This window comes from Collinsella intestinalis (assembly GCF_902364775.2).
Taxonomy (GTDB): Bacteria; Actinomycetota; Coriobacteriia; order Coriobacteriales; family Coriobacteriaceae; genus Collinsella.
Genome location: NZ_CABJEU020000001.1, coordinates 735,614 through 757,111 on the forward strand (window position 1 = coordinate 735,614; position 21,498 = coordinate 757,111).

The 21,498-nt window shown below is 59.3% G+C and carries 16 protein-coding genes; 14 read left to right on the forward strand and 2 right to left on the reverse strand.

The genetic code is table 11. The features are described 5' to 3' along the window. Positions 1-25: 25 nt before the first annotated feature. From FY258_RS03150 to FY258_RS03215, 14 genes are all read left to right on the forward strand, one after another. A complete protein-coding gene (locus tag FY258_RS03150; RefSeq protein ID WP_220396007.1) occupies positions 26-1,081 on the forward strand; it encodes a glucosaminidase domain-containing protein in 1,056 nt (351 codons plus the stop codon). A gap of 94 nt (positions 1,082-1,175) precedes the next feature. Further along, positions 1,176-3,530, forward strand: a complete 2,355-nt coding sequence (locus tag FY258_RS03155; RefSeq protein ID WP_182279393.1) for a glycosyltransferase family 2 protein — start codon at positions 1,176-1,178, stop codon at positions 3,528-3,530. Positions 3,531-3,653: 123 nt separating this feature from the next. Further along, positions 3,654-4,556, forward strand: a complete 903-nt coding sequence (gene rfbA, locus FY258_RS03160) for a glucose-1-phosphate thymidylyltransferase RfbA (RefSeq protein WP_118103052.1) — start codon at positions 3,654-3,656, stop codon at positions 4,554-4,556. An 89-nt stretch (positions 4,557-4,645) separates the two neighbouring features. Continuing rightward, the gene (locus tag FY258_RS03165; protein ID WP_259324423.1) at positions 4,646-5,431 is read left to right on the forward strand and encodes an ABC transporter permease; all 786 of its coding nucleotides are present in this window, start codon (positions 4,646-4,648) and stop codon (positions 5,429-5,431) included. Positions 5,432-5,457: 26 nt separating this feature from the next. Beyond that, positions 5,458-6,660, forward strand: a complete 1,203-nt coding sequence (locus FY258_RS03170) for an ABC transporter ATP-binding protein (protein ID WP_220396008.1) — start codon at positions 5,458-5,460, stop codon at positions 6,658-6,660. A gap of 25 nt (positions 6,661-6,685) precedes the next feature. Next, positions 6,686-7,978 carry a glycosyltransferase family 2 protein gene (locus FY258_RS03175; protein WP_118103058.1) on the forward strand — a complete coding sequence of 431 codons (1,293 nt, stop codon included), beginning with the start codon at positions 6,686-6,688 and terminating at the stop codon, positions 7,976-7,978. A gap of 256 nt (positions 7,979-8,234) precedes the next feature. Continuing rightward, positions 8,235-8,600, forward strand: coding sequence for a nucleotidyltransferase family protein (locus tag FY258_RS03180; RefSeq protein ID WP_118103060.1), 366 nt, complete (start codon positions 8,235-8,237; stop codon positions 8,598-8,600). Continuing rightward, positions 8,593-9,030 (forward strand): HepT-like ribonuclease domain-containing protein, encoded by a 438-nt coding sequence (locus FY258_RS03185; RefSeq protein WP_118103062.1) that lies wholly within the window; start codon positions 8,593-8,595, stop codon positions 9,028-9,030. Before FY258_RS03180 ends, FY258_RS03185 begins: the two co-directional genes overlap by 8 nt. A gap of 16 nt (positions 9,031-9,046) precedes the next feature. Then, on the forward strand, positions 9,047-10,069 hold the full coding sequence (gene rfbB, locus FY258_RS03190; protein ID WP_118103064.1) for a dTDP-glucose 4,6-dehydratase: 1,023 nt from the start codon (positions 9,047-9,049) through the stop codon (positions 10,067-10,069). Between the two features lie 105 nt (positions 10,070-10,174). Further along, on the forward strand, positions 10,175-11,647 hold the full coding sequence (locus FY258_RS03195; RefSeq protein ID WP_118103066.1) for a sugar nucleotide-binding protein: 1,473 nt from the start codon (positions 10,175-10,177) through the stop codon (positions 11,645-11,647). 119 nt (positions 11,648-11,766) lie between these two features. Next, entirely contained in the window at positions 11,767-12,918 is a 1,152-nt protein-coding gene (locus FY258_RS03200; protein ID WP_182279394.1) for a glycosyltransferase family 2 protein, read from the forward strand. Continuing rightward, on the forward strand, positions 12,915-13,961 hold the full coding sequence (locus tag FY258_RS03205) for a glycosyltransferase family 2 protein (protein WP_182279395.1): 1,047 nt from the start codon (positions 12,915-12,917) through the stop codon (positions 13,959-13,961). Before FY258_RS03200 ends, FY258_RS03205 begins: the two co-directional genes overlap by 4 nt. A gap of 3 nt (positions 13,962-13,964) precedes the next feature. Next, positions 13,965-16,397, forward strand: coding sequence for a glycosyltransferase family 2 protein (locus FY258_RS03210; RefSeq protein ID WP_118103070.1), 2,433 nt, complete (start codon positions 13,965-13,967; stop codon positions 16,395-16,397). Positions 16,398-16,427: 30 nt separating this feature from the next. Next, positions 16,428-18,011 (forward strand): glycosyltransferase-like membrane protein, encoded by a 1,584-nt coding sequence (locus FY258_RS03215; RefSeq protein ID WP_118103072.1) that lies wholly within the window; start codon positions 16,428-16,430, stop codon positions 18,009-18,011. Here the strand turns inward: FY258_RS03215 and FY258_RS03220 are convergent. After that, a complete protein-coding gene (locus FY258_RS03220) occupies positions 18,008-20,503 on the reverse strand; it encodes a YfhO family protein (RefSeq protein WP_259324424.1) in 2,496 nt (831 codons plus the stop codon). The two genes, FY258_RS03215 and FY258_RS03220, sit on opposite strands and share 4 nt — an antisense overlap. After that, positions 20,493-21,470, reverse strand: coding sequence for a glycosyltransferase family 2 protein (locus FY258_RS03225; protein WP_118103996.1), 978 nt, complete (start codon positions 21,468-21,470; stop codon positions 20,493-20,495). Before FY258_RS03225 ends, FY258_RS03220 begins: the two co-directional genes overlap by 11 nt. Positions 21,471-21,498 lie beyond the last annotated feature (28 nt).

The window sequence follows — 21,498 nt, forward strand, 5'->3', positions numbered from 1 at the left end:
TTGGTTCACCAATGAAAGGGTTAACGTGATTAATCGCAAGCGCGGTCGCCTGACCGTCTTATTCTCCTGCTGCCTGCTCGCCTTATGGATGGTGCCCGGCTTTGTTGGGAAGGCCTATGCGTCAGATGCCAATGCTTTGGTGTACCGTCTGTACTATCCTGCGACACTTGACCATCATTACACCACTGACGCCCATGAATACAAGGTGTTGGGTACTCGCGATTGGGTGCAGGAGGGAGCGGCTTGGCTTGCTGGCGCCGACGGTACGGGTAGGCCGGTATATAGGCTGTACCACCCGGGTACCAAGGATCATCACTACACGATGGACCAGTACGAGTATAAGGTGCTTGGGACGCGCGGTTGGGTTCAGGAAGGCGTAGCCTGGTATTCTGATGCGGCCGAAGGCATCCCCGTGTACCGGCTCTACTATCCGCCTACCAAGGACCATCATTACACACGCGATTTCAACGAGTATCGAGTTTTGGCTACGCGCGGCTGGATTCAGGAGGGTATAGCCTGGTATGGCGCGGCGGAGGATACAGTTCCCGTGAGCCGTACACCCATCATGGGCGCGTCTCAGGCCTCCGTGGAGCATATGGCCACCTACTATCGCAAGAGTGTTGGCGAGTCCACATACCCGGCCAGCGTTTATGTGGACTATGGCGCGCCGACCCTGCAAGTTTTCTGCACGATTGTGCTTGAGGAGGCAAAGGCTGAGGGTGTTCGCGCGGAGGTCGTGTTTGCGCAAGCCATGAAGGAGACTGGCTGGCTGCGTTTTGGCGGTGCCGTCAAGGCCGAACAGTGCAACTTTTGCGGCTTGGGCGCCGTGAACTCTGCGCCGGGTAATGCTGCTTCCTTCAAGGACGTGCGTACCGGCATCCGTGCTCAAGTTCAACATCTCAAAGCGTACGCCTCGATGGATCCGCTTGCGCAAGCATGCGTAGACCCGCGTTTTGACCTTGTGAAACGAGGGTGCGCACCACTACTTGAGGATTTGAACGGCAAATGGGCTGTCCCCGGGGACGGGTACGGCGAGTCCATTGCCAAGATGATCGAAACGATGTTGCAGGGTGGCCGTTAGGTTGCCGCCCTCCTTGTTCTAGCAAAGGGTTGTTATGCGTTGCACGGGAATATGTAGGGGTCAAGGGGTCGCGTATCTTGCCGTTGAGTTCGAGATGCACGACCAGGCGAGCGAGGTGCGTTTTCTCTCTCATTCCGAAGAGGGTGTCGAGCTTCCCATTGAGGCATATCACATGGAGACGAATTCACGGGGTGTGTACCGTTGTGTCGTCGTCGTTCCGCTGCTTGACACCAGGCGCGTGTCGGTCGAGATGCGTCAGCTCGACATGGGCGGCTCGGAGCTGTGTCGCGCCCACAAGGTGTTTTCGCGCTTCGCTATTAAGTGGGCTTCTCGCTTTAACTATAAGTTCGCCAACGACCGTGCCTTTTCTATGCGCGACATCGATCTGTCGACATATGCAGGCCAAATTCATCTGACCCCCAAGGCGCTTACATCAGCCCCTCAAAAGGGCGAGCTCATTCTTAAGGGTCAAATCTGCCTGCCATCTGAGGACTTTGCTTCTCTTCGTGTGATCGATGGCAATGGAATGGCCGTCGACTGTCCCTCGTTGCGCGTTGGCAATCCAGCAGACGTAACGGTGATGGGCGGACTGCGCCGTGAGATGCCTTTCACGGTTCGAGTTCCGGATGATGGTAAAACGTACTGCGTTGTGGCGGACAGTCAAAAGGGGAATCGCTCTGGTTTTCTGTGTCTTGATCCGGCTGCCCGTGCTCATTACCTGGCCACTCTCTCGCCGTCTATGTATCGTTGCGCTGGAGGTCCTGAATACAAGAGTCGAACCATTGCGCGCGGTCGATTCCTTTCTGGAATCAATCGCGAGGAGTTCGTGGACCTCGTCGGTCCTAAGTTCAGCGTTATCGTTCCGCTCTATCGAACCCCTGTTAACTTTTTGACAGATATGGTCGGATCCGTTATCGACCAGGTGTATCAAAACTGGGAACTCATACTCCTCAATGCCAGTCCCGAGGATGCGACGTTGCAAGACGCCCTTACAAGAATTACCGATGACCGGGTGCGCGTGATCGAGCTTGAGGGAAACAATGGCATCTCTGACAATTCGAATGTCGGTATCGAGGCCGCTTCGGGCGATTATGTCGTGTTCTTTGACCATGATGATCTGCTAGATCCCCTTGCGCTCTACTACTACGCAGAGGCGATTAATGAGGATGGGTCAATCGATGCCTTGTATTGCGATGAGGACTTCCTGAACGAGGAGGGAGAGTTTGTTGCGCCTCATTTCAAGTCGGACTTCAATCTAGATCTTCTCCGCTGCCATAACTACATCACGCATCTCTTGGCGGTTAGGGCGGCCTTTGCCAAGGAGCTCATGCTACGCTCTGCATTTGATGGGGCGCAGGACTATGATTTCCTTCTCCGTCTTGTTGAGCGTACCACGAACATCGTCCATATTCCTGATGTCTTGTATCACTGGAGAATCAGCGATACCTCGACTGCAAAAAGTGCCGGCAACAAAGGATATGCAGATGATGCCGGTAGGCGAGCTCTACAAGAGCATCTTGATCGTTGCGGGATAGCTGCGACGGCTGAGCTGACCGATAATGCTTGCTTCTATCATGTTACCTATGAGGTCGTGGGCGATCCGCTGGTCAGCATTCTGATTCCGAACAAGGACAGTGTGAAAGTCCTGAAGCGTTGCATCGACTCAGTCGAAGACCTCACGAGCTACCGCAACTTCGAGATCATCATCATCGAGAATAACAGCGTGGAGGAGGAGACCTTCACATATTATGAGCAGGCTGTCGCTCAGTACGACAATATTCGTGTTGTGACGTGGCATGGTGAGTTCAACTATTCGGCCATCAATAACTTTGGTGCGCGCGACGCCAAGGGCGATTTTATCTTGCTGCTCAATAACGATGTCGAGGTGATTGAGCCCAAATGGCTTGAATCGATGCTTGCCATTTGCCAGCGGCCTGAAGTTGGAGTGGTGGGAGCCAAGCTCCTTTATCCCGACGACACGGTGCAGCACGCCGGCGTGATTATGGTCAAGTGCCAGAGCATCGCAGAGGAGGCTAGCCCCGGACATGCCTTCTGGAATCTTGATCGCGACGATCCCGGATATATGCGCAGGGCTTCTCTGGTGCAGGATTTAAGCGCCGTTACCGGTGCATGCCTGATGACTAAGAGCTCTGTCTTTGATGAGCTCGGCGGGCTGAATGAGGAATTTGTAGTTGCATTTAATGATGTTGACTATTGTTTACGGGTGCGCGAGCTGGACAAGCTGGTTGTCTATACTCCAGATGCTCTTCTGTATCACCATGAATCCTTTAGCCGCGGTTCTGATGCTGTGGGCAAAAACATGATGAGATTCATTGGTGAGCAGGGCAAACTGCGTTCTGCCTGGAGTAAGTATTACGCCTGTGGTGACCCTTATCATCGTCCTGCTGCAACAATGGGTTACTATCCTGAGGTCCCACTGCTGAAGTAGCTTTCTGACTTCAATGCTGCTGTTGGCTATGCAGCTTATCTAAAGCCGAGCGCCCGAGGTTCGCCCTTCGGGCGTTCGGCGTTAAGATAGAGTGAACGCGACCATACTGAAGGAGCTATATCCATGAAGGGCATCATCCTCGCCGGCGGGTCCGGCACCCGCCTGTACCCGCTGACCACCGTCACCAGCAAGCAGCTGCTGCCGGTCTACGACAAGCCGATGATCTACTACCCGCTGTCCGTCCTCATGATGGCCGGCATCCGCGACATCCTGATCATCTCGACCCCCTCGGACCTGCCGAACTTCGAGCGGCTGCTCCGCGACGGGTCGGACTACGGCGTGAACCTGTCCTACGCCGTCCAGCCCAGCCCCGACGGCCTCGCCCAGGCCTTCGTCATCGGCGAGGAGTTCGCCGGAGGCGAGCCCTGCGCGCTCGTCCTCGGCGACAACATCTTCTACGGCAACGGCCTGGGACGGCACCTCCGCCGCGCGGTGGAGAACGCCGAGACGAAGGGGCTCGCCACCGTGTTCGGCTACCACGTCGACGACCCCGAGCGCTTCGGCGTCGTGGAGTTCGACTCCGACTTCAACGCCGTCTCCATCGAGGAGAAGCCCGAACACCCGAAGTCGAGCTACGCCGTCACCGGCCTGTACTTCTACCCGGGCGACGTGTGCGCCCGCGCCAAGCGGGGCGTCCCCTCCGCCCGCGGCGAGCTCGAGATCACCGACCTCAACCGCATGTACCTGGAGGACGGGCTGCTCTCCGTCGTGACCCTCGGGCGCGGCTACGCGTGGCTCGACACCGGCACCATGGAGTCCCTCCACGAGGCGGGCGAGTTCGTCCGCGCCGTCGAGCGCTCCCAGGACATGCCCGTGTCCGTGCTCGAGGAGATCGCCTACGAGAACGGCTGGATCGACCGCGAGACGCTCTCGGCCTGCGCCGAGCGCTACGGCAAGTCCGAGTACGGGAGGCACCTCAAGCGCGTCGCCGCCGGCGAGTTCGTCAACCAGAGCGCCCAATACTAATCACGCGTTTGGTTCGTCAGATCGGATACCTTTTGTTTACCAAATTGAAAGAACGCTACCGCGAGTCCCTCATCATCTTGAGGGAGCTTGTGAAAACCGATTTCCTATTGCGCTACCAAGGGTCTTTCCTGGGCATCGCGTGGTCTGTTCTCAAACCCTTGATGCTTTTTTGCGTCATGTACGTCGTGTTCGTAAAGTTCCTCCGTTTTTCTGACGGGACCGATACCTTTCCGTTGGTTCTGTTGCTTGGCATCAGCATGTGGAACTTCTTCACCGAGTCCACTACGATGGGCCTCTGCTCCATTACTACACGCGGCGACCTGCTGAGGAAAATCAACTTTCCCAAGTACATCATCGTCGTCTCTGCGACGATCAATGCGCTCATCTGCATGTCGATCAACCTTGGTGTCGTGATTGTCGCCTGTATTTTGTCTGGCGTGCAGTTTACCGTTAACGTGTTTTGGCTTCCGATCAACCTGGTGCAGCTCTACTTGCTTTCCCTCGGGGTGGCGCTGCTGCTGTCTACCCTCAACGTCTATTTTCGTGATGCTCAACACATCTGGGAAGTCGTGCTTCAGGGTTTGTTTTATGCAACGCCGATTATCTACCCGCTCTCCATGGTCGAGCAGAAACTCGGGGAAGTCGCTCCCGGCGTCGGTCTTTTGATCGAGAAGCTGATGTTGCTCAATCCTGCAGCTCAGATCATCCAGGACATTCGTCACAACCTTATCGCTCCGGCCACGACCCCGACGATCTGGACGCTCTCAGATAATATCTTTTTCCAAATGATCCCCATTGCTTTGACCTTCGCCATGCTTCTTTGGGGTGTTCATGTTTTTAGGAAATATAGCCCTAAGTTCGCGGAGGTGATGTAATGGCTTCGACGGTGAACAGCAAAGTTGTGCTCAAGGTCGAGAATGTCGAGAAATCCTTCCGCCTTCCCACCGAGCAGGCTTCCGGTCTCAAGCAGCTCCTCATCAACTGGACCAAGGGTATCAAGGGTTATCGAGAGCAGCAGGTGCTCAAGGGTGTTTCTTTTGAGGTTCACCAGGGCGATTTCTTCGGCATCGTCGGTCGTAACGGCAGCGGCAAGTCGACGCTTCTCAAGCTCATTTCCCAGATTTACGTTCCCGAGCGGGGCTCTATCACGGTCGATGGCAAGCTCGTGCCCTTTATCGAGCTCGGCGTTGGCTTCAATCCCGAGCTCACGGGTCGCGAGAACGTCTATCTGAACGGAGCTCTGCTTGGGTTTTCCCGCGCTGAGATCGACGAGATGTACGACGACATTGTCGAGTTCGCCGAACTCGAGGACTTCATGGACCAGAAGCTGAAGAATTATTCTTCCGGCATGCAGGTCCGTTTGGCATTCTCCGTCGCCATTCAGGCGCGCGGCGACATCCTCGTACTTGATGAGGTGCTGGCCGTGGGCGATGAGGCGTTCCAGCGCAAGTGCGATAGCTTTTTTGCTCGGATCAAGCAGGATCCCAGCAAAACGGTCATCCTCGTTACCCACAGCATGGATGCCGTGAAGAAATACTGCAACAAGGCAATCCTCATCAAAGACGGTGAGATTGTCGTCTCCGGAGACAAAGACGATGTGGCCGATCGTTACACGCTTGAAAATCTTAAGCGGGAGGAGAAGGGCGGCGGTCACGGCAATGAGCTTGCTTTAGGCCTTAACGAAGAGGTCCCATTCTTGCGCATCAATCCCGTGTCTGAACTCCTCATAACGGGACAGGAGCCGTTTGTTTTTGATATTGAATACGATTATCGCGGCTCTAGACCTTTTTACCTTGCATTCTGCCTTAATGACACGCAGCGCGGAGGTATTCCGTTCGATTCTGGCAGTATTCCAATGAAAACGCCCGGTCGCCATAGGCTTCGGATTTCCCTTCCCGTTTCCATGTTTAACAGCGGACAATACAAGTTGTTCGCCACGGTCCGCGTTGACTCATCGACAACGGAAGATGAGGAGACTGAGATGCTTGCCTTCACCAACGAGCAGAACAGCTGTTTCTTTGCCATTCGTACCGGCCGACAGAACAATTATGCCCTGTTAAGCGAGGTCGCTCTCAAGGCGGATTATTTGGGTTTGGATTATTAGAAGCGAGAGAGGGGTTCCGCGCCATATGAAGACGCCGCCTCGAGTGAATGCCGTTCCGCTGCTCTCCTTTGTTGTCATTGCCTACAATGTCGAGGATTCGATTGCGCGGTGTCTATGCGGTCTGCGGGCGCAACTGTCAACAGTGGCTGAAGTGATTGTTGTCGATGATGCGAGCACCGATGGGACTCTGACAGCCATTAATTCCGCTGTTGAAGACGACCCTCGTTTTCGCGTGATTAGCAAGTGCCGTAACGAGGGTCCTCATCTGGCGCGGCGAACAGGCGTTGAACTTTCAAGTGGTCGCTACGTGTATTTCGTGGATGGCGACGATGAGGTCAGCGCTGTATTTTGTGATGTTGCGCTGCCGTTTATGCAATCGCATGAAGCGGATATATACCGTTTCGGAATCGATGTTGTCGCGTGCGGTGATAAAAATAAAGCATCTGCGGCGTCAACGGCTTCTGTCTTTAATGCTTCTCGCGGAGAGTCGGAGGGCGCTGATATACTCGCTCGATCGTTTAGCGACGACTGCGAACAACAGGATACGTGGAGCGTCACGGTATGTGCCTACAACGGGGATTTCTGTAGGGCGGCTTGGAAAACGATGGTGTCTGAGCGTCTTGGATACATGGAAGACGCCTATGAATTCTTCGTTCTCGCATCGAGGGCAAGGCGATTGATCAACTGCACTGATATTCATATGCTCAAGTATTATTTTGGGGCAGGACGATCTGGCTATGGGTCCATGTCGCGCGACTCATTTGAGCAACGTCAGCGCGAGATCAAGGTACTCGTTGAGTGCGTTCAGGCATATGTGAGCGACTCCTGCACGGATTCACTGGCTCGATATGCCTGCTGGCTGGAAGAGAGATGTCTCCTCACGATTTCGAATGAATGGGTGACCAGGCTGTCTCTTGGCGATCAACTTGATGTGATTCCGGCTCTGGTTGACACATGGGGTGTCGGATCCGTGCTGCATGCTCTGGTCGCCCCTCTTATGGGTCGAGCGCGATGGGTACTCGAGGATTGCTCGCGTCTTGACGACATGACCCTCATCCGATGGCGCTCGGTGTTCGAGCCGCTGATGGAGGCTTCGGATGTAGCCTTCCGCCATGACGAAAAGACTTCGATTCTTATCGAGCTTCTGCGCCAGATCGATGACCATCGCACCGCACGGGATCGAGACGTTCGTGAGCGACTCGAACTCGAAATGGCGCGCGAGTCGGTCTTTCCGCGCAGGGTGTTTAACGCTCTGTTGCCGCGTGGTTCGAAGATACGACGGGCGCTTTCTGCTGTTGTGCGTGAGTTGAGCTCCTAACATCCTATGCGCGTGACGGTGCGCAGGAGTCCAATCGACCGGCTTTGCTCTTAGCGCTAAGATATGCGCATCATGAAATCGACTTCAATTGCCAAGGGCACCGCCCTCGCTTATGCGAAGGGCAATCTCACCGATGCATATAGGCTGGTTCAAAATGCTGATAAGGTTATGGCGTTGATTGCTTGCAGAAGCATCCGGTAGGTCGTTCGGTACAATTGAGTTGACTGGTATGGGATATTGAGAGGGTGATTTCGACATGAGCGATAAGGTCGATGCCATTCTCAAGAAATCGATTGATGATGTCGCCCGCGATGTGCCGGGTTACCGCTCAGTGCTCACGCGCCGCGAGGCAATTGCCGTTGCTCGTCGAGTTCTGGCTCTGTTTCCTGTGACGGCGGCGGCTCTGTTTGGCTCGTTCGCCCGAGGCGAGCAAACCGACAAAAGCGACTTGGACTTCCTCATTTCGTTCTCGCCATCGGCTCGTGCGGGAGACGTTGAGGACGTCCGTGTTGCTTTGGAATACGCCACAGGCAGGGGAGTCGATGTGGTTTCTACACTCGATGGCCAGTCGCGCCAGTTCCGCGATTCTGCAACCAGGGACGGGGTGAAGATACTTGGATAGCCGAGACGTTGATATTCTCGTTAAGATGCTCTTGGAAACGGATGAAATCGAGAAGCGCATCAAAGAATACGAGATTACTGAAGATGCCTGGTTCTCTTCTCGCGCCCTGCGCGACTTGCTGCTGATGCCCTTGTTGCAGATTGGGGAGTTGACTGCTCATTTTAAAACCGAGGAGCCTCTCTCTGCGTTTCCCAAGGTTCCTTGGAAAGATATAAAGGGTTTCCGAAACGTCGTAGTTCATGGTTACGGCCATATCGATCTTAACGTAGCATGGAATACCGTTATTGAAGGTACGGAAGAGCTCCGCACTGAGCTGTTGGAGAACAGCGAAGTGCGCGAAGCGTACGACCGGGAGCTAAATGCGCAAGTAGTTTCCGATTCACTTGACCTGTTTTATTTGATTAATGCTCTGCCTGATGAGGTTGAGTAGTTTTGATTGGAGTGCAATGAACAATCAGATTTTCGAGCCCAAGCGCATCGTCGTCACCGGCGGCTGCGGCTTCATCGGCTCCAACTTCGCCCACCACGTCGTGCGCGAGCACCAGGGCGTCCACGTCACCGTGCTCGACAAGCTGACCTACGCCGGCAACCCCGAGAACATCGCCGGGCTGCCCTCGGACCGCGTCGAGCTCGTCGTGGGCGACATCTGCGACGCCGACCTGGTCGACCGCCTCGTGTCCGAGACCGACGCCGTGGTCCACTACGCCGCCGAGTCCCACAACGACAACTCCATCGCCGATCCGAGCCCGTTCCTCAAGACCAACGTCGAGGGCACCTACACCCTCATCGAGGCCTGCCGGAGGCACGGCGTGCGCTACCACCACGTCTCCACCGACGAGGTCTACGGCGACCTGGCGCTCGACGACCCGGCCCGCTTCACCGAGGAGACGCCCTACCGCCCGAGCTCCCCGTACAGCTCCACCAAGGCGAGCTCGGACCTGCTGGTGCGCGCCTGGGCCCGCACCTTCGGCCTGCGAGCCACCATCTCCAACTGCTCCAACAACTACGGCCCCTACCAGCACGTGGAGAAGTTCATCCCCAGGCAGATCACCAACCTCATAGACGGCGTGAGGCCCAGGCTCTACGGCGACGGGCGCAACGTCCGCGACTGGATCCACACCGAGGACCACAGCTCCGCCGTGTGGTGCATCCTCACCCGCGGCCGCATCGGCGAGACCTACCTGATCGGCGCCGACGGCGAGCTGGACAACATCACCGTGCTGCGCGAGATCCTGAAGGCCTTCGGCCGAGACGAGGACGACTTCGACTGGGTGCGCGACCGCCCCGGCCACGACCGCCGCTACGCGATCGACGCCGCCAAACTCCGCCGCGAGCTCGGCTGGGAGCCCAGGCACACCGACTTCGCCGCCGGCCTCGCAGAGACGATCGCGTGGTACCGCGACAACGAGGCCTGGTGGCGCCCGGCCAAGGAGGCCACCGAGGCGAGGTACGCCGCCCAGGGCCAGTAGGAGCATCGCAGGCGCGGCCGCACCCCGCGGCCCCGCCCCGAGCCCGAGCAGCGGGGGAGGGTCGGGGTCGCGGCCGCACCGATCAGAACGAGAAAGGCGGCCTCCATGGCGCTCGAATTCGAGAAGGAACTGACCGCGACGAGCACGAACATCCCCGGGATGCTCGTGTTCGACCTGCCCGTGCACGGGGACTCCCGCGGCTGGTTCAAGGAGAACTGGCAGCGCGAGAAGATGCGCGCGCTGGGCCTGCCCGACATGGGCCCGGTGCAGAACAACATCTCCTTCAACGACCGGAAGGGCGTGACCCGCGGCATCCACGCGGAGCCCTGGGACAAGTTCATCTCCGTCGCCTGCGGCCGCGTGTTCGGCGCGTGGGTCGACCTGCGCCCCGGGTCGAGCTTCGGCCAGGTCTACACCTGCGAGCTCGACCCGTCGCGGGCCATCTACGTGCCGCGCGGCGTTGGCAACTCCTACCAGGCCCTGGAGGACGGCACCGCCTACACCTACCTGGTGAACGCCCACTGGTCGGCGGAGCTCAAGTCCACCTACCCCTTCGTGAACCTCGCCGACCCCGATCTGGGCATCGAGTGGCCCATCCCGCTCGACCAGTGCGAGCTCTCCGAGGCCGACAGGCGCCACCCCGTGCTCGCCGACGCCCTGCCCATGGCGCCGAGGCGCACGCTGGTGATGGGCTGCAACGGCCAGCTCGGCCGCGCCGTGCGCGCCGCCGCCGAGGCGCGCGGCCTGCCCGGCTTCGACTACTGCGACATCGACGAGTTCGACCTCTCCGAGCCGGAGGACTACGCGAAGTACGACTGGTCCCTCTACGGCGCCGTGATCAACTGCGGCGCCTACACCGCCGTCGACGCCGCCGAGACCGCGCAGGGCCGCAAGGCCTGCTGGGCCGCGAACGCGGCCGGCCCCGCCCTCATGGCCCGCACCTGCGCCGAGCACGGGATGACCCTGGTGCACGTGTCCTCCGACTACGTCTTCGACGGCGCCGTCGGCAACCACCCCGAGTCCGAGCCCCTCAGCCCGCTGTCCGTCTACGGCCAGTCCAAGGCCGCCGGCGACCTGGCCGTGGCCGGCTGCCCGCGCCACTACGTCGTCCGCAGCTCCTGGGTCATCGGCGACGGCCGCAACTTCGTCAAGACGATGAGGTCCCTCTCCGACCGCGTCGCCGACGCGTCCGACGCCCTCGACCGCGTAACCGTCGTCGACGACCAGCTCGGCCGCCTCACCTTCACCGACCAGATGGCGGAGGGGATCCTGCACCTGCTCGGCTACCGCGACGGCGACGTGGAGCCCAGCGCCCCCGCCGAGTACGGCACCTACAACCTCACCGGCTCCGGCCCGGTGGAGTCCTGGGCGAAGATCGCCGAGCGCGTGTTCGACCTCGCCAACGGCAACGGGAAGGCCGTGGAGCCCGTCTCGACCGCCGACTACTACGCCTCCGCCGAGGGTCCCATCGCCCCGCGCCCGGGGCACTCCGACCTCGACCTCTCCAAGATCGCCGCGGCCGGCTTTGCGCCGCGCGACTGGACCGAGGAGCTCGCGGAGTACATGGCCGCGCTGTAGGTAAATCGCCGACTCGTTCGTCCATATGCCTTCGATGCCCATCCGCTTGCCGTGGATGGGCATCTTTTCACATGCGCTATGATTTGTCGTATCTGTAGGTACGTGAGGTTGGATTGCCTGTGTCTAACGCACCCACCGAGCTGTTTGTGAGCGAGCCGCGCATTCCCGCGCCGGCGGTCTCCGTGCTCGTTCCCATATGCAACGTCGAGCGCTATCTCGAGGAATGCCTCGATTCGCTGCTCGCTCAGACCTTCTCGGATTTCGAGGCCATCTGCATCAACGACGGGTCGACCGATGGCTCACGCGCCATCATCCAGCGCTATCTGGACGCCGACCCCCGTTTTCGCGTCATCGACAAGCCGAACTCTGGCTACGGCGCCTCGATGAACCTCGGCCTCGATCACGCCGCGGGCGCCTACATCGCTATCCTCGAATCCGATGACTTCTATGAGCCGAACGCCTTGGAGCTTTTGGTGAGCGCCGCCCGCGCCAACTTGTCTGACGTGGTCAAGGCCGACTTCTATCTTTACTGGTCTCAGCCCGAGCCGCGTGACGAGCTTTTCGGCATCCTCGATGAGCGCCAAGTCGGCCGTACCATGCGCCCCTTGGACGACGTCGCGATCTTCTTCCGCAAGCCTTCGATCTGGTCGGCGCTGTATAAGGCTGATTTCCTCAGGGCCCGCGGAATCCGCTTCCTCGAGACGCCGGGCGCGTCCTACCAGGATGCGGGTTTCAATTTCAAGGTATGGGCGAGTGCCGAGCGCGCTACGTTCATTTCGCAAGCCATTTTGCATTATCGACAGGACAACGAGAAGTCCTCGGTGAACTCCGCCGCCAAGGTGTTCTGCGTGTGCGACGAGTACGCTTCCATGCAAAAGTTCGTCGAGGGCCTTTCGGAAAATCGGGCCCTGCTCTTCGGCATCCTCGTGCGCATGAAGTTCGACAGCTACATGTGGAATTACGACCGCCTTGCCCCCGAGTTGCGCGAGGAATTCGCCATCCGGATCGCAGGCGAGTTCAACGAGGACCTAGCCGCCGGACGACTCGACTTCGACCTGTTCGAACCCTGGGCGGGATCGGACCTCTGGGCCCTTATGCACGACCCGGTGGAATTCAACGAGCATCGCGCTACATTCATTGCTCCGGGCAAGCTCAATACGTTCAAACATTATTATCGGATCGGCGGCCTTGGCCTTGTGGCGCAGGTAATCGCCTGCAAGCTCTCGAAGGGCTCCATTCGCCGTACGAACGAGCGCGGTGGTGCCCTGTGAGCCGCATTTCGGTCGTCGTGCCGGTGTACAACGTCGCCGACTGCCTCGACGCCTGCATGGAGTCCCTTCAGGCTCAGACGCTTGAGGACATCGAGATCATCTGCGTGAACGATGGGTCCACCGATGACTCGCGTTCTGTCCTCGATGCTTGGGCCGCTCGCGATGCGCGTATCTGCGTTGTTGACAAGCAGAATGGGGGTCTTTCCTCGGCTCGTAACGCCGGCATTCATGCTGCGCGTTCCCCATACGTGTGCTTCCTCGATTCGGATGATCGCTTTCACGCGAGGGCGTGTGAGGAGATGGTCCGCATACTTGAGAACACGGGGGCGGATGTCCTCACCTTCGGTTCGACCTGGACACCCGAGGATGAGGGCTATCCATGGTTGGAGTGGGCGCTCAGCCCGCGCGACGCTGAGTTTGACGCGTTCGATCCCGATCTCCTGTTCAAAGAGGCCTCCCGTCCCTTCGCATGGCGTACTGCGTGCAGGACCGGATTTCTGTTGGGCAACGACCTCTTCTTCGACGAGACGGTCAAGTTCGGCGAGGATCAGGTTTGGCACTTCGCTATCTACCCTCGATCGAAAAAAACGGTCCTGAGCTCTGCAAAACTCTATGAGTATCGCTTAGCTCGTCCAGGCTCACTCATGAGCACGGTGCGGGATGACTTCTTCATCAAAATGAGCGAACATGTGAAGATTCTCGATGCTATCTTCCTCGACTGGGAACGCGGCGGCTTTTTGGATCGCTGGCCCGCGGAGATGGTGGCGTTCGCACTCGACTTCGCGCTGTATGATGCCCTCAAGCTTGCAGACGGTGGGTATCGGGAAGTGGCGCGGAGCGTTGAGGCCCTTCTGCGCCGCTATTGGACAGCCACGGATGTCGCGGAGCTGCCGCTGGCTCCGGTGACTCAAAAGATGGCGCAGCGCGCCTGCTATCGCCAAGATCTCTCCCGCCCTGTCCGTCTTAAGCTTGCGTTGGATTATTTCGCGCAGCAGCATGGCCGCAGGGCTGTGCTGGGCAAGCTGCTCAAGAGGGGGAGGTAGCCCATGCGCGTGCGCAATCGCATGATGGCCCGATCTGACGGGCGACTGTATTGCCATATCGATATTGAGGCCGCGCCCGTCCTCGAAGATGACGTGTGGCCTGTGGTTTCCGCCCACCGCGGCATGGCGGAAATCCCTGCCGAGGTATATCCCGCGGAGCACGTTCGCGGCGCGCGCGCCTGGGTACTCGTGCTGCCGTATTTTGAGAAGGCGGTTTTCGATGTGCGTGTGTCGGTGGGCGGTGCCTATGCGGACATGCGCGTCTCCTGCGCCCGTGCCCGCTTTGAGTCCCCCGCCCGCCACCTGATTCAGCGAGCCCGCCACAAAGGACGATATTTGGGCATTGAGCGCATCCAGGCTTCCTGGGTCAAAGATCGGCTGCGTCCCTCGCTCGACCGTCTCATGGTGGGGCGGCGAGGCGACGTGTGGCGTGTGTGCATCGCATGGGACGGCGCCGAGGATGTGCGCCCGCGTCTTTCGATGATCGATGCGCAGGGAGCCCCGATCGCGTTCGAGCAATATGAGTTCGAACGGCAGATTGGCGTGGAATCGGCATGTGGCGGGCATCTGAACAGATGTTTTTACTCATTGCGGCTGCCTCGCGCCTGCCGTGAGTTCGCCCTTTCCATAAAAGATGAGGCCGGCCTCGCGGCACCCGGCTTCTGCAGCTGCGACGAGAGCTTCTGGCGCTTTCGCGAGCATGAGTCCTGGGAGCACATGCGCGATGCCCGTGCCGATGACCGGCGCTACGCCGCGTGGTTCGAGGAGCATCGCGCGCACCGCGGCGACTTGGAGGTCCAGCGCGCGTACCGATTTGATCGCGAACCGCTGTTCAGCATCGTCGTCCCGTGCTTTCAATCAAACGGGCAGTTCTTATCGGAGCTCATCGAATCCGTCGTATCGCAGAGTTATCGTGCGTGGGAGCTCGTCCTCGTGGATTCGTCGCCCGCCGACGGCGTGGTCGTGGCGAGTGCGATGGCGGCGGGGGATGAGCGAATCCGCGTGGTCCCGATCGCCGAGAACGCGGGTATCGTGGGCAACACGAACCTGGGCATCGACGCCGCCCGGGGGGACTACATCGCCTTCCTCGATCATGACGATCTTCTCGAGCCAGATGCCCTGTTTTGGTACGCACTCGAGGTTGTGCGGGATCCCGCATGTTCGCCGGAGGTCTTGTATTGCGACGAAGACCTGTTCGAGGTCGCGGGCACATGGCGTCAACCCATTTTCAAGACGCGCCTTAACGTGGACCTACTCTACAGCCACAACTGTGTGACGCATTTCCTGTGCGTGTCGAGGGAGTTGATCGACCGCATTGGAATGTCCCCTGAGGATGTGGCGGGCGCTCAGGATTACGACCTCACCTTGCGTGCGTTGGCGGCAGGGGCTCGCTTCGCGCACGTCCCACGCATGCTCTATCATTGGCGCGAGCATGCCGGCTCCACGAGCGGGGACAATGTAGGGAGCAAGCCCTACGCGATCGAGGCAGGTCGCCTGGCGCTTGAGCGTCATATGGCGTCGCGTGGCGTCTGTGCGCGTGCCGAGGAGGCTCCGCAGCCGTTTGTGTACCGGGTGCGCTACGAGCTGCCCGAACCCGCGCCGCTCGTGAGTGCGATCATCCCCTCGCGCGACCATGCCGATGTGCTTCGCGCGTGCGTCGGCTCGTTGTTTGAGCGCTCCACATATCGCGCGTTTGAGGTCATCGTGGTTGAGAACCATAGCGTCGAGCCCGAGACCCGCGACCTTTATGATGAACTGTCTGAAACGTATGGCCCCGCCTTCCGCGTGCTCGACGTCTTCGATGCGGTGGAGGGTTTCAACTACTCGCGCCTGATCAACTTGGGCGCCGCTGCCGCGGCGGGGGAGTACCTCCTGCTGCTTAACAACGACACCGAGGTCAGGTCGCCCGACTTCATGGAGGAGATGCTCGGCTACCTTCAGCGGCCCGAAGTCGGCGTCGTAGGTGCCAAGCTGTACTTCCGCGACGGCCTCACGCAACATGCGGGTATGCTGGTGGGTCCCCATGGGACCGTCTGCCACCCCAACCAGGATTTCGAGCCGGCGCGCGAGGGCTATCTTTCGCGAGCCGTCCGTCCGGGGAACTTCTCGGCGGTCACCGGTGCGTGCCAGATGGTGCGAAAGAGCGTGTTCGACGAGGTCGGCGGCTACGATGAGGCATTTGCCGTCGGTTTCAACGATGTGGATTTCTGCTTCCGCGTGCGCGAGACCGGCCGTCTTGTCACGTTCACGCCCTATGCCGAGTTGTTTCATTACGAGTTCGTCTCGCGGGGCAGGGAGGCGGCGGACGCCGTCAAGCTCGAGCGCTGGAAGCGCGAGCAGGCGCTGTTCACGACCCGCTGGCCCGAGCCCTTCCTCGAGGGGGACCCGTATTCCAATCCCAACCTCGATCCCGACAGCATCTATTACGGGCTGTAGGGGATCCCCATCGATCGTCAGGGGGCGCTCTTGTCTGTAATCGGAAACGGTAACGAAAGCGAATTCGGGCGCGACACGCTGCTCGACCGAGCTGTGCACATGACGTTCAAGGTCGCCGCAATCGGCATCGTCTTTCTGATTGTGGCGGTCGCCCCATCGGCTGCGTATCTTTGCCGCAAGGAGTGGCTTGTGGATGGCTCGTGGCTTTTGGCCGCCGCCTCGCTCACGGTGCCGTTGGCGCTGGGCCTTTTCACTACCGCGGTGTTGCGCCGATTCGACGTTGATTTGAGAGATGACCGGGTCTTCAAGCGTTTTGTGCTGGGGTTCGTCGCTGTGCTGCTCGTATGTCAGGCGTTCGTGCTCATCGGCGCGCGCTTCAGTACCGGCTGGGATGTGTGGTGGCTCACCTTGCCGAGAGCCTATACGCACGGGGACTATCTCTCCGAGTCAAGCGTGTATTTTGGCGGCTACCCCAATCAATTGTTTCTCTATGCGCTCTTTTCCGCCGTCGATATGGCGTGCGGGGCCCTCGGCGTATCCTCATATCCCGTCTTGGCGGCGGTCGGCTGCCTCTGTGTGACGATCGCTCTTGCAGTGTGCTTGTGCGTGGCTCGCGAGCTCTGGGGACCGCGCGGCGCGCTCGTGTTCGCTCCCATCGCCTTCGCCTATCTCGGTTTGAACGGTTGGATCATGGTCCCGTATTCGGATTCGATCGGGATGTTCTTCACATCGGCGATTTTGTGTTGCTATGTGTGCGCTCGAACTCCCTTGCGTCGCGCGGCGGGAATGACGGCGTTCACCGTGGTGGGGTACATGATTAAGCCGACCATCGTGTTCCCGGTATTAGCCGTCGTTTTGCTTATGGTTCCTCGCGCTTTCCGCACCTTGGGGGAGTGGCGAGCGAATGGTCTGGATGGGGCCAAGGCGCGTGGTATCGCTGCCGCTGCGGGCGCGTCCGTGTTGTTTGCCGTGGCGCTTTGGTGTGGCTGCTCTGCCGTTAAGGCCTGGAGTTTTGACGCCGATCCCGATCGGGCGTTCTCGATGACGCACTTTCTCATGATGGGTGCGAACGATGCCGCCGGGGGCGGTTACTCCCTAGATGATGTCGAGTATTCGTATTCCTTCGATTGCCCGCGGGAGCGTTCACGCGCGAATATCGAGCGATGGGTCCGGCGAGTTCAGGAGATGGGTCCCGCGGGCGTCGCGTCCCTGGGGCTTCGCAAGGCCCTGACGAACTTTGCGGACGGCACCTTCGCCTGGGAATGTGAGGGCGACTTCTATCTCCAACAGGGGGGGCGTATCGGTGTCGTGCAAGACTGGTACGGCACAGGCGAGGTGGGCGCGCGGCCCGGTAGCGGCTTGGAGTACGAGGTGTTTTGCCAGGTGTGTTGGATTGCAACGCTAATCGGCTGTGTCGCCGCCCCACGGTGCGGCGGTGGCCGAAGGGCGGCCGTGCAGCTCTCCCTGCTCATGCTCATGGTCTTCCTACTTGTCTTCGAGGCGCGGGCGCGTTACGTCTTCCTCTTCGCTCCCTACTTCGTCCTGCTCGCCGTCCCGGGGTGGATGCGCATGTGGGATGCCGCGGTGGTTCGCGCCCAGAAACTTCGAGCCTAAGACCTCTTCGCGCTGATGGACCGCATTGCGCAGGCGATCAGCGCGAAGAGCGACAGCGCGCTTATCGTGCAGCCGACGGTGAGGCCGGGTGAGCGGTAGCTCATCTCGATCCGATGCTCGCCCTCGTCGACCTGGATGGCGCTCATCCCCTCATCGAGGGCTGGGAGCAGTTCGGTCGGCTGCCCGTCGATCACGATAGTCCATCCCCGGTCATAGGGCATGGAGAGCAGGAGGGTTGCTGGCTGGTCGGTGCGGTACGTCCCCGCCACCCATCCGTCCTCGAATGACGAGGGTTCGAACTGCGTCCCGCGCAGAGCCGTCACGAGCGTATCGAACACGTCCATGTCGAGTGCGTAGAAGATGCAATCCGTGCCCGCGGGAACGCCCTCGGCGCCCTCTGCGGGATCGATCGCAACGCGGTGTATTGAAGACTCGTTTTCAACGGGTGCGTTCAGCTCCCGGACGTTGTTTCCAAAACGCCACCCCTCCTGTGCGATGACCTGCTGGTCGATTGTCAGCTGAACGGGCTGGTAGCTGCCTGCATCCGGGCCTTTGAGAACATAGGCGTATCCGATGGCGCCCGCGGGGACGGAGACCTCCCAGGCTAAATGGTCAGAATCGCTTCGGTTGACGTTGGCCTCGAGTTCGGTGAACAGCTGAACGTCTTCACCCGTCAGTCGTCGGGCAAGGTCATTCATGCGTTCGAAGGGGTTGCCGCCTGCGAGCGGCGCGGCGAGTTCTCCCGCGCTCGCGGCGGAGGGAAGCCCGAACGAGAGCGCATAGGGGTTGCGGGAGAAGGTTGCTCCGTTTTGCGAGGGTTCCACATCCATGGGGACGTACCCGGCCGGAGTGCCCCAAGTCGACGCATATCGGACGCCAAGGATGCTGTCCATGAACAGGTTGGGGGCGGCGTACACGCTCGAGAACTCGCCTTCACTGCTGTAACCCACGCTGTTGAGCAGCGCGACGGCATGCGGGCTGTTCGCGGAAGAGTAGGTCGAGAGCTGGCAAAAGCCTAGAGAGATGCCCTCGTTGAACGCCGCTCCCATGCGGTTGTAGGTCTTATCGAGGCGCCAGAACGGGCTCGGGTCGATTTCCTTGAGACGTGTTATCTGCTCGCTCGACTCTGCGATGTACGCCTCATGGGCGTCTTGGGGATAGCCGACATAGAGCTGTTTCATGCAGGCGTGCGCGTTCAGCGTGAGGTCGACGAGCGCGAGGGCGCCTATCGCCAGGTGGATCCAGGGTTGGCTGAGTCGTCGCTTCGCCGCATGCCGGCGACGGGTCGGCTCGTAGTGCGCACCCGATTGCGCCCGGGGATCGGGCGACGTGCGGCGTGAGAGGTAGAGACCAGCTGCCCAGATCTCGAGGAACCCGAGCAGAAACGCGGTGCGCGAATAGAACCCGTTGGGGACGCGCATGCCGCACCAGATGAATTCAAGATGTCCGAAGACCGACGCCGCCGCGAGCAATCCCGCAAAGCAGAACAGCAACGCGCGCGTCTTGCGCGGGATGCGACGGCTGCCCAGGGCCGCGAGAGCCAGGGCGAGCGGGATGATGCTGGTGTAGAACTGGGGAACACGGTTCAGATTCCATGCGCAGGGCAGGAATCCGCGTATAAGGGAGGTGGGATACGTGACGAACGGCGAGATTCCCTTGGATCCCGTTCCTCCGAGCATTGCCAGGATTGTCGGTACAAAGGTCCATGCGGCGAGGCCGAGCCCGAGAAATACCGCTCCGGTAAATCTCCAGGCTCGCCCAAGCACCCAGCGCCGGTCCACCTCGTTGCCATCGAAGAGGTAGACCGCGAGCTCGAACAGCACGAACAGGCACAGAAACACCAGGGTTATATAGGCCATGTACCAGCAACAAATGACGTCGATGGCAATGAGCACGGCGAGCGGGATGAACGATCCCCTGCGAATGAGGCGCCAGCACGCCCAGGCCGCGAGGGGCAGGATGATGAGGGCGTCCAGCCAAAGCGGGTTGCGCAGATTGGTTACGCTCCAGGTCGACCAGGTGTAACAGAGCGCGAGGATGATCGACCATGTGTCTGTGAGCCCAAAGCGCCGCTTGAGAAACCATGTCGCCGTTACGTTCATGGATGCAAGCTTGAGGGCGACTATGATGAAAATCGCGAGTGTGAGGCTGTCCTCATCGAACAGGAGAATAATCAGATTGAACGGGCTTGCGAGGTAGTAGCTGTAAAGACCCCAGGTATTTGACCCCAAGCCCTGGGCGAAGCTGTAAAATATATTTGCCTCGCCCGTAAGGACCTTGCGATACCAGGTGAAGAAATCGATGTACTGGTATTTAAGGTCCTCGGTTAAAAAAGACTCGGGTCCAAAGGGGTATATTCCACCCCATGCGCACAGGGCGCAAATCATGACGATGGGTGCGAGTGCGCATGCCGACCAAAAGAATACGGTTTTCAACCTCGAGGCGACCTTGTTCTTCGAATGGGTGATCGACTCGGCCGTCTTATTCTTCATCGCTGGTCTCCTTGATTACATAAAGAGGGCGGCGTTTGGTTTCAAGATAGGTTTTCGCGAGATATTGCCCCATGATTCCCAGGCATAGCAGCTGTATTCCGCCAATGAAAATGATGATCGAGGCGAGCGAGGGCCAGCCCTGCACCGGATCTCCGAATACAAGGGCCCTCACGATGATGAATATGAGTGCTATGAATGCGATGAGGCAAAAGACGGTGCCCATGATGGACGCGACGGAGAGCGGAACGGTCGAGAAGGCGACGATCCCATCGATGGAATAGAGCAGCAGGGAGAAGAAATTCCACTTCGTCTCACCGGCGACGCGTTGCACATTCACATAGGGAAGCCACTTGGTCTTGAACCCCACCCATCCGTAGATGCCCTTGGAAAACCGGTTGTACTCGGGCATCGAGAGGATGGCATTTACCATCGGCCGGCTCATGAGCCTGAAATCCCGAGCGCCATCAACGATGTCGGCTTTGGATATTCGATTGATGATGCGGTAGAACATCCTCGCGAAAAAGGACCGGATGGGAGGTTCGCCCTCGCGGTTCGTGCGGCGCGTGGCGACGCTGTCGTAATCCTCGGTCGCGAGAATCTCGTACATTTGGGGCAGAAGGGAAGGGGGATCTTGCATGTCGGCGTCCATGGTGGCGACGAAGTCCCCGGATGCTCGGGAGAGTCCGGCGAACAACGCCGCCTCCTTGCCGAAGTTGCGCGAGAACGAGATCCATCTGACAGTGAAGTCTTCGCTATGGACCTTGGCCTGCTCTTTTATGATGTCGAGGGTTCCATCTGTCGAGCCGTCATCGACGAGAATTACCTCAAATTCAGGCGGGGGGGGGGTCGAGTCTTTGAACAAGGAGGAGACACGTGAGAGCTCGGTCAAAAAGATGGGGAGGCTCTCGCGCTCGTTGAAGCATGGTACGACGATTGAGATTGTCGCGGGACGCGTTGCGATGTCCATATCGAGGAGCTCCGAATCAAGCGTGTGA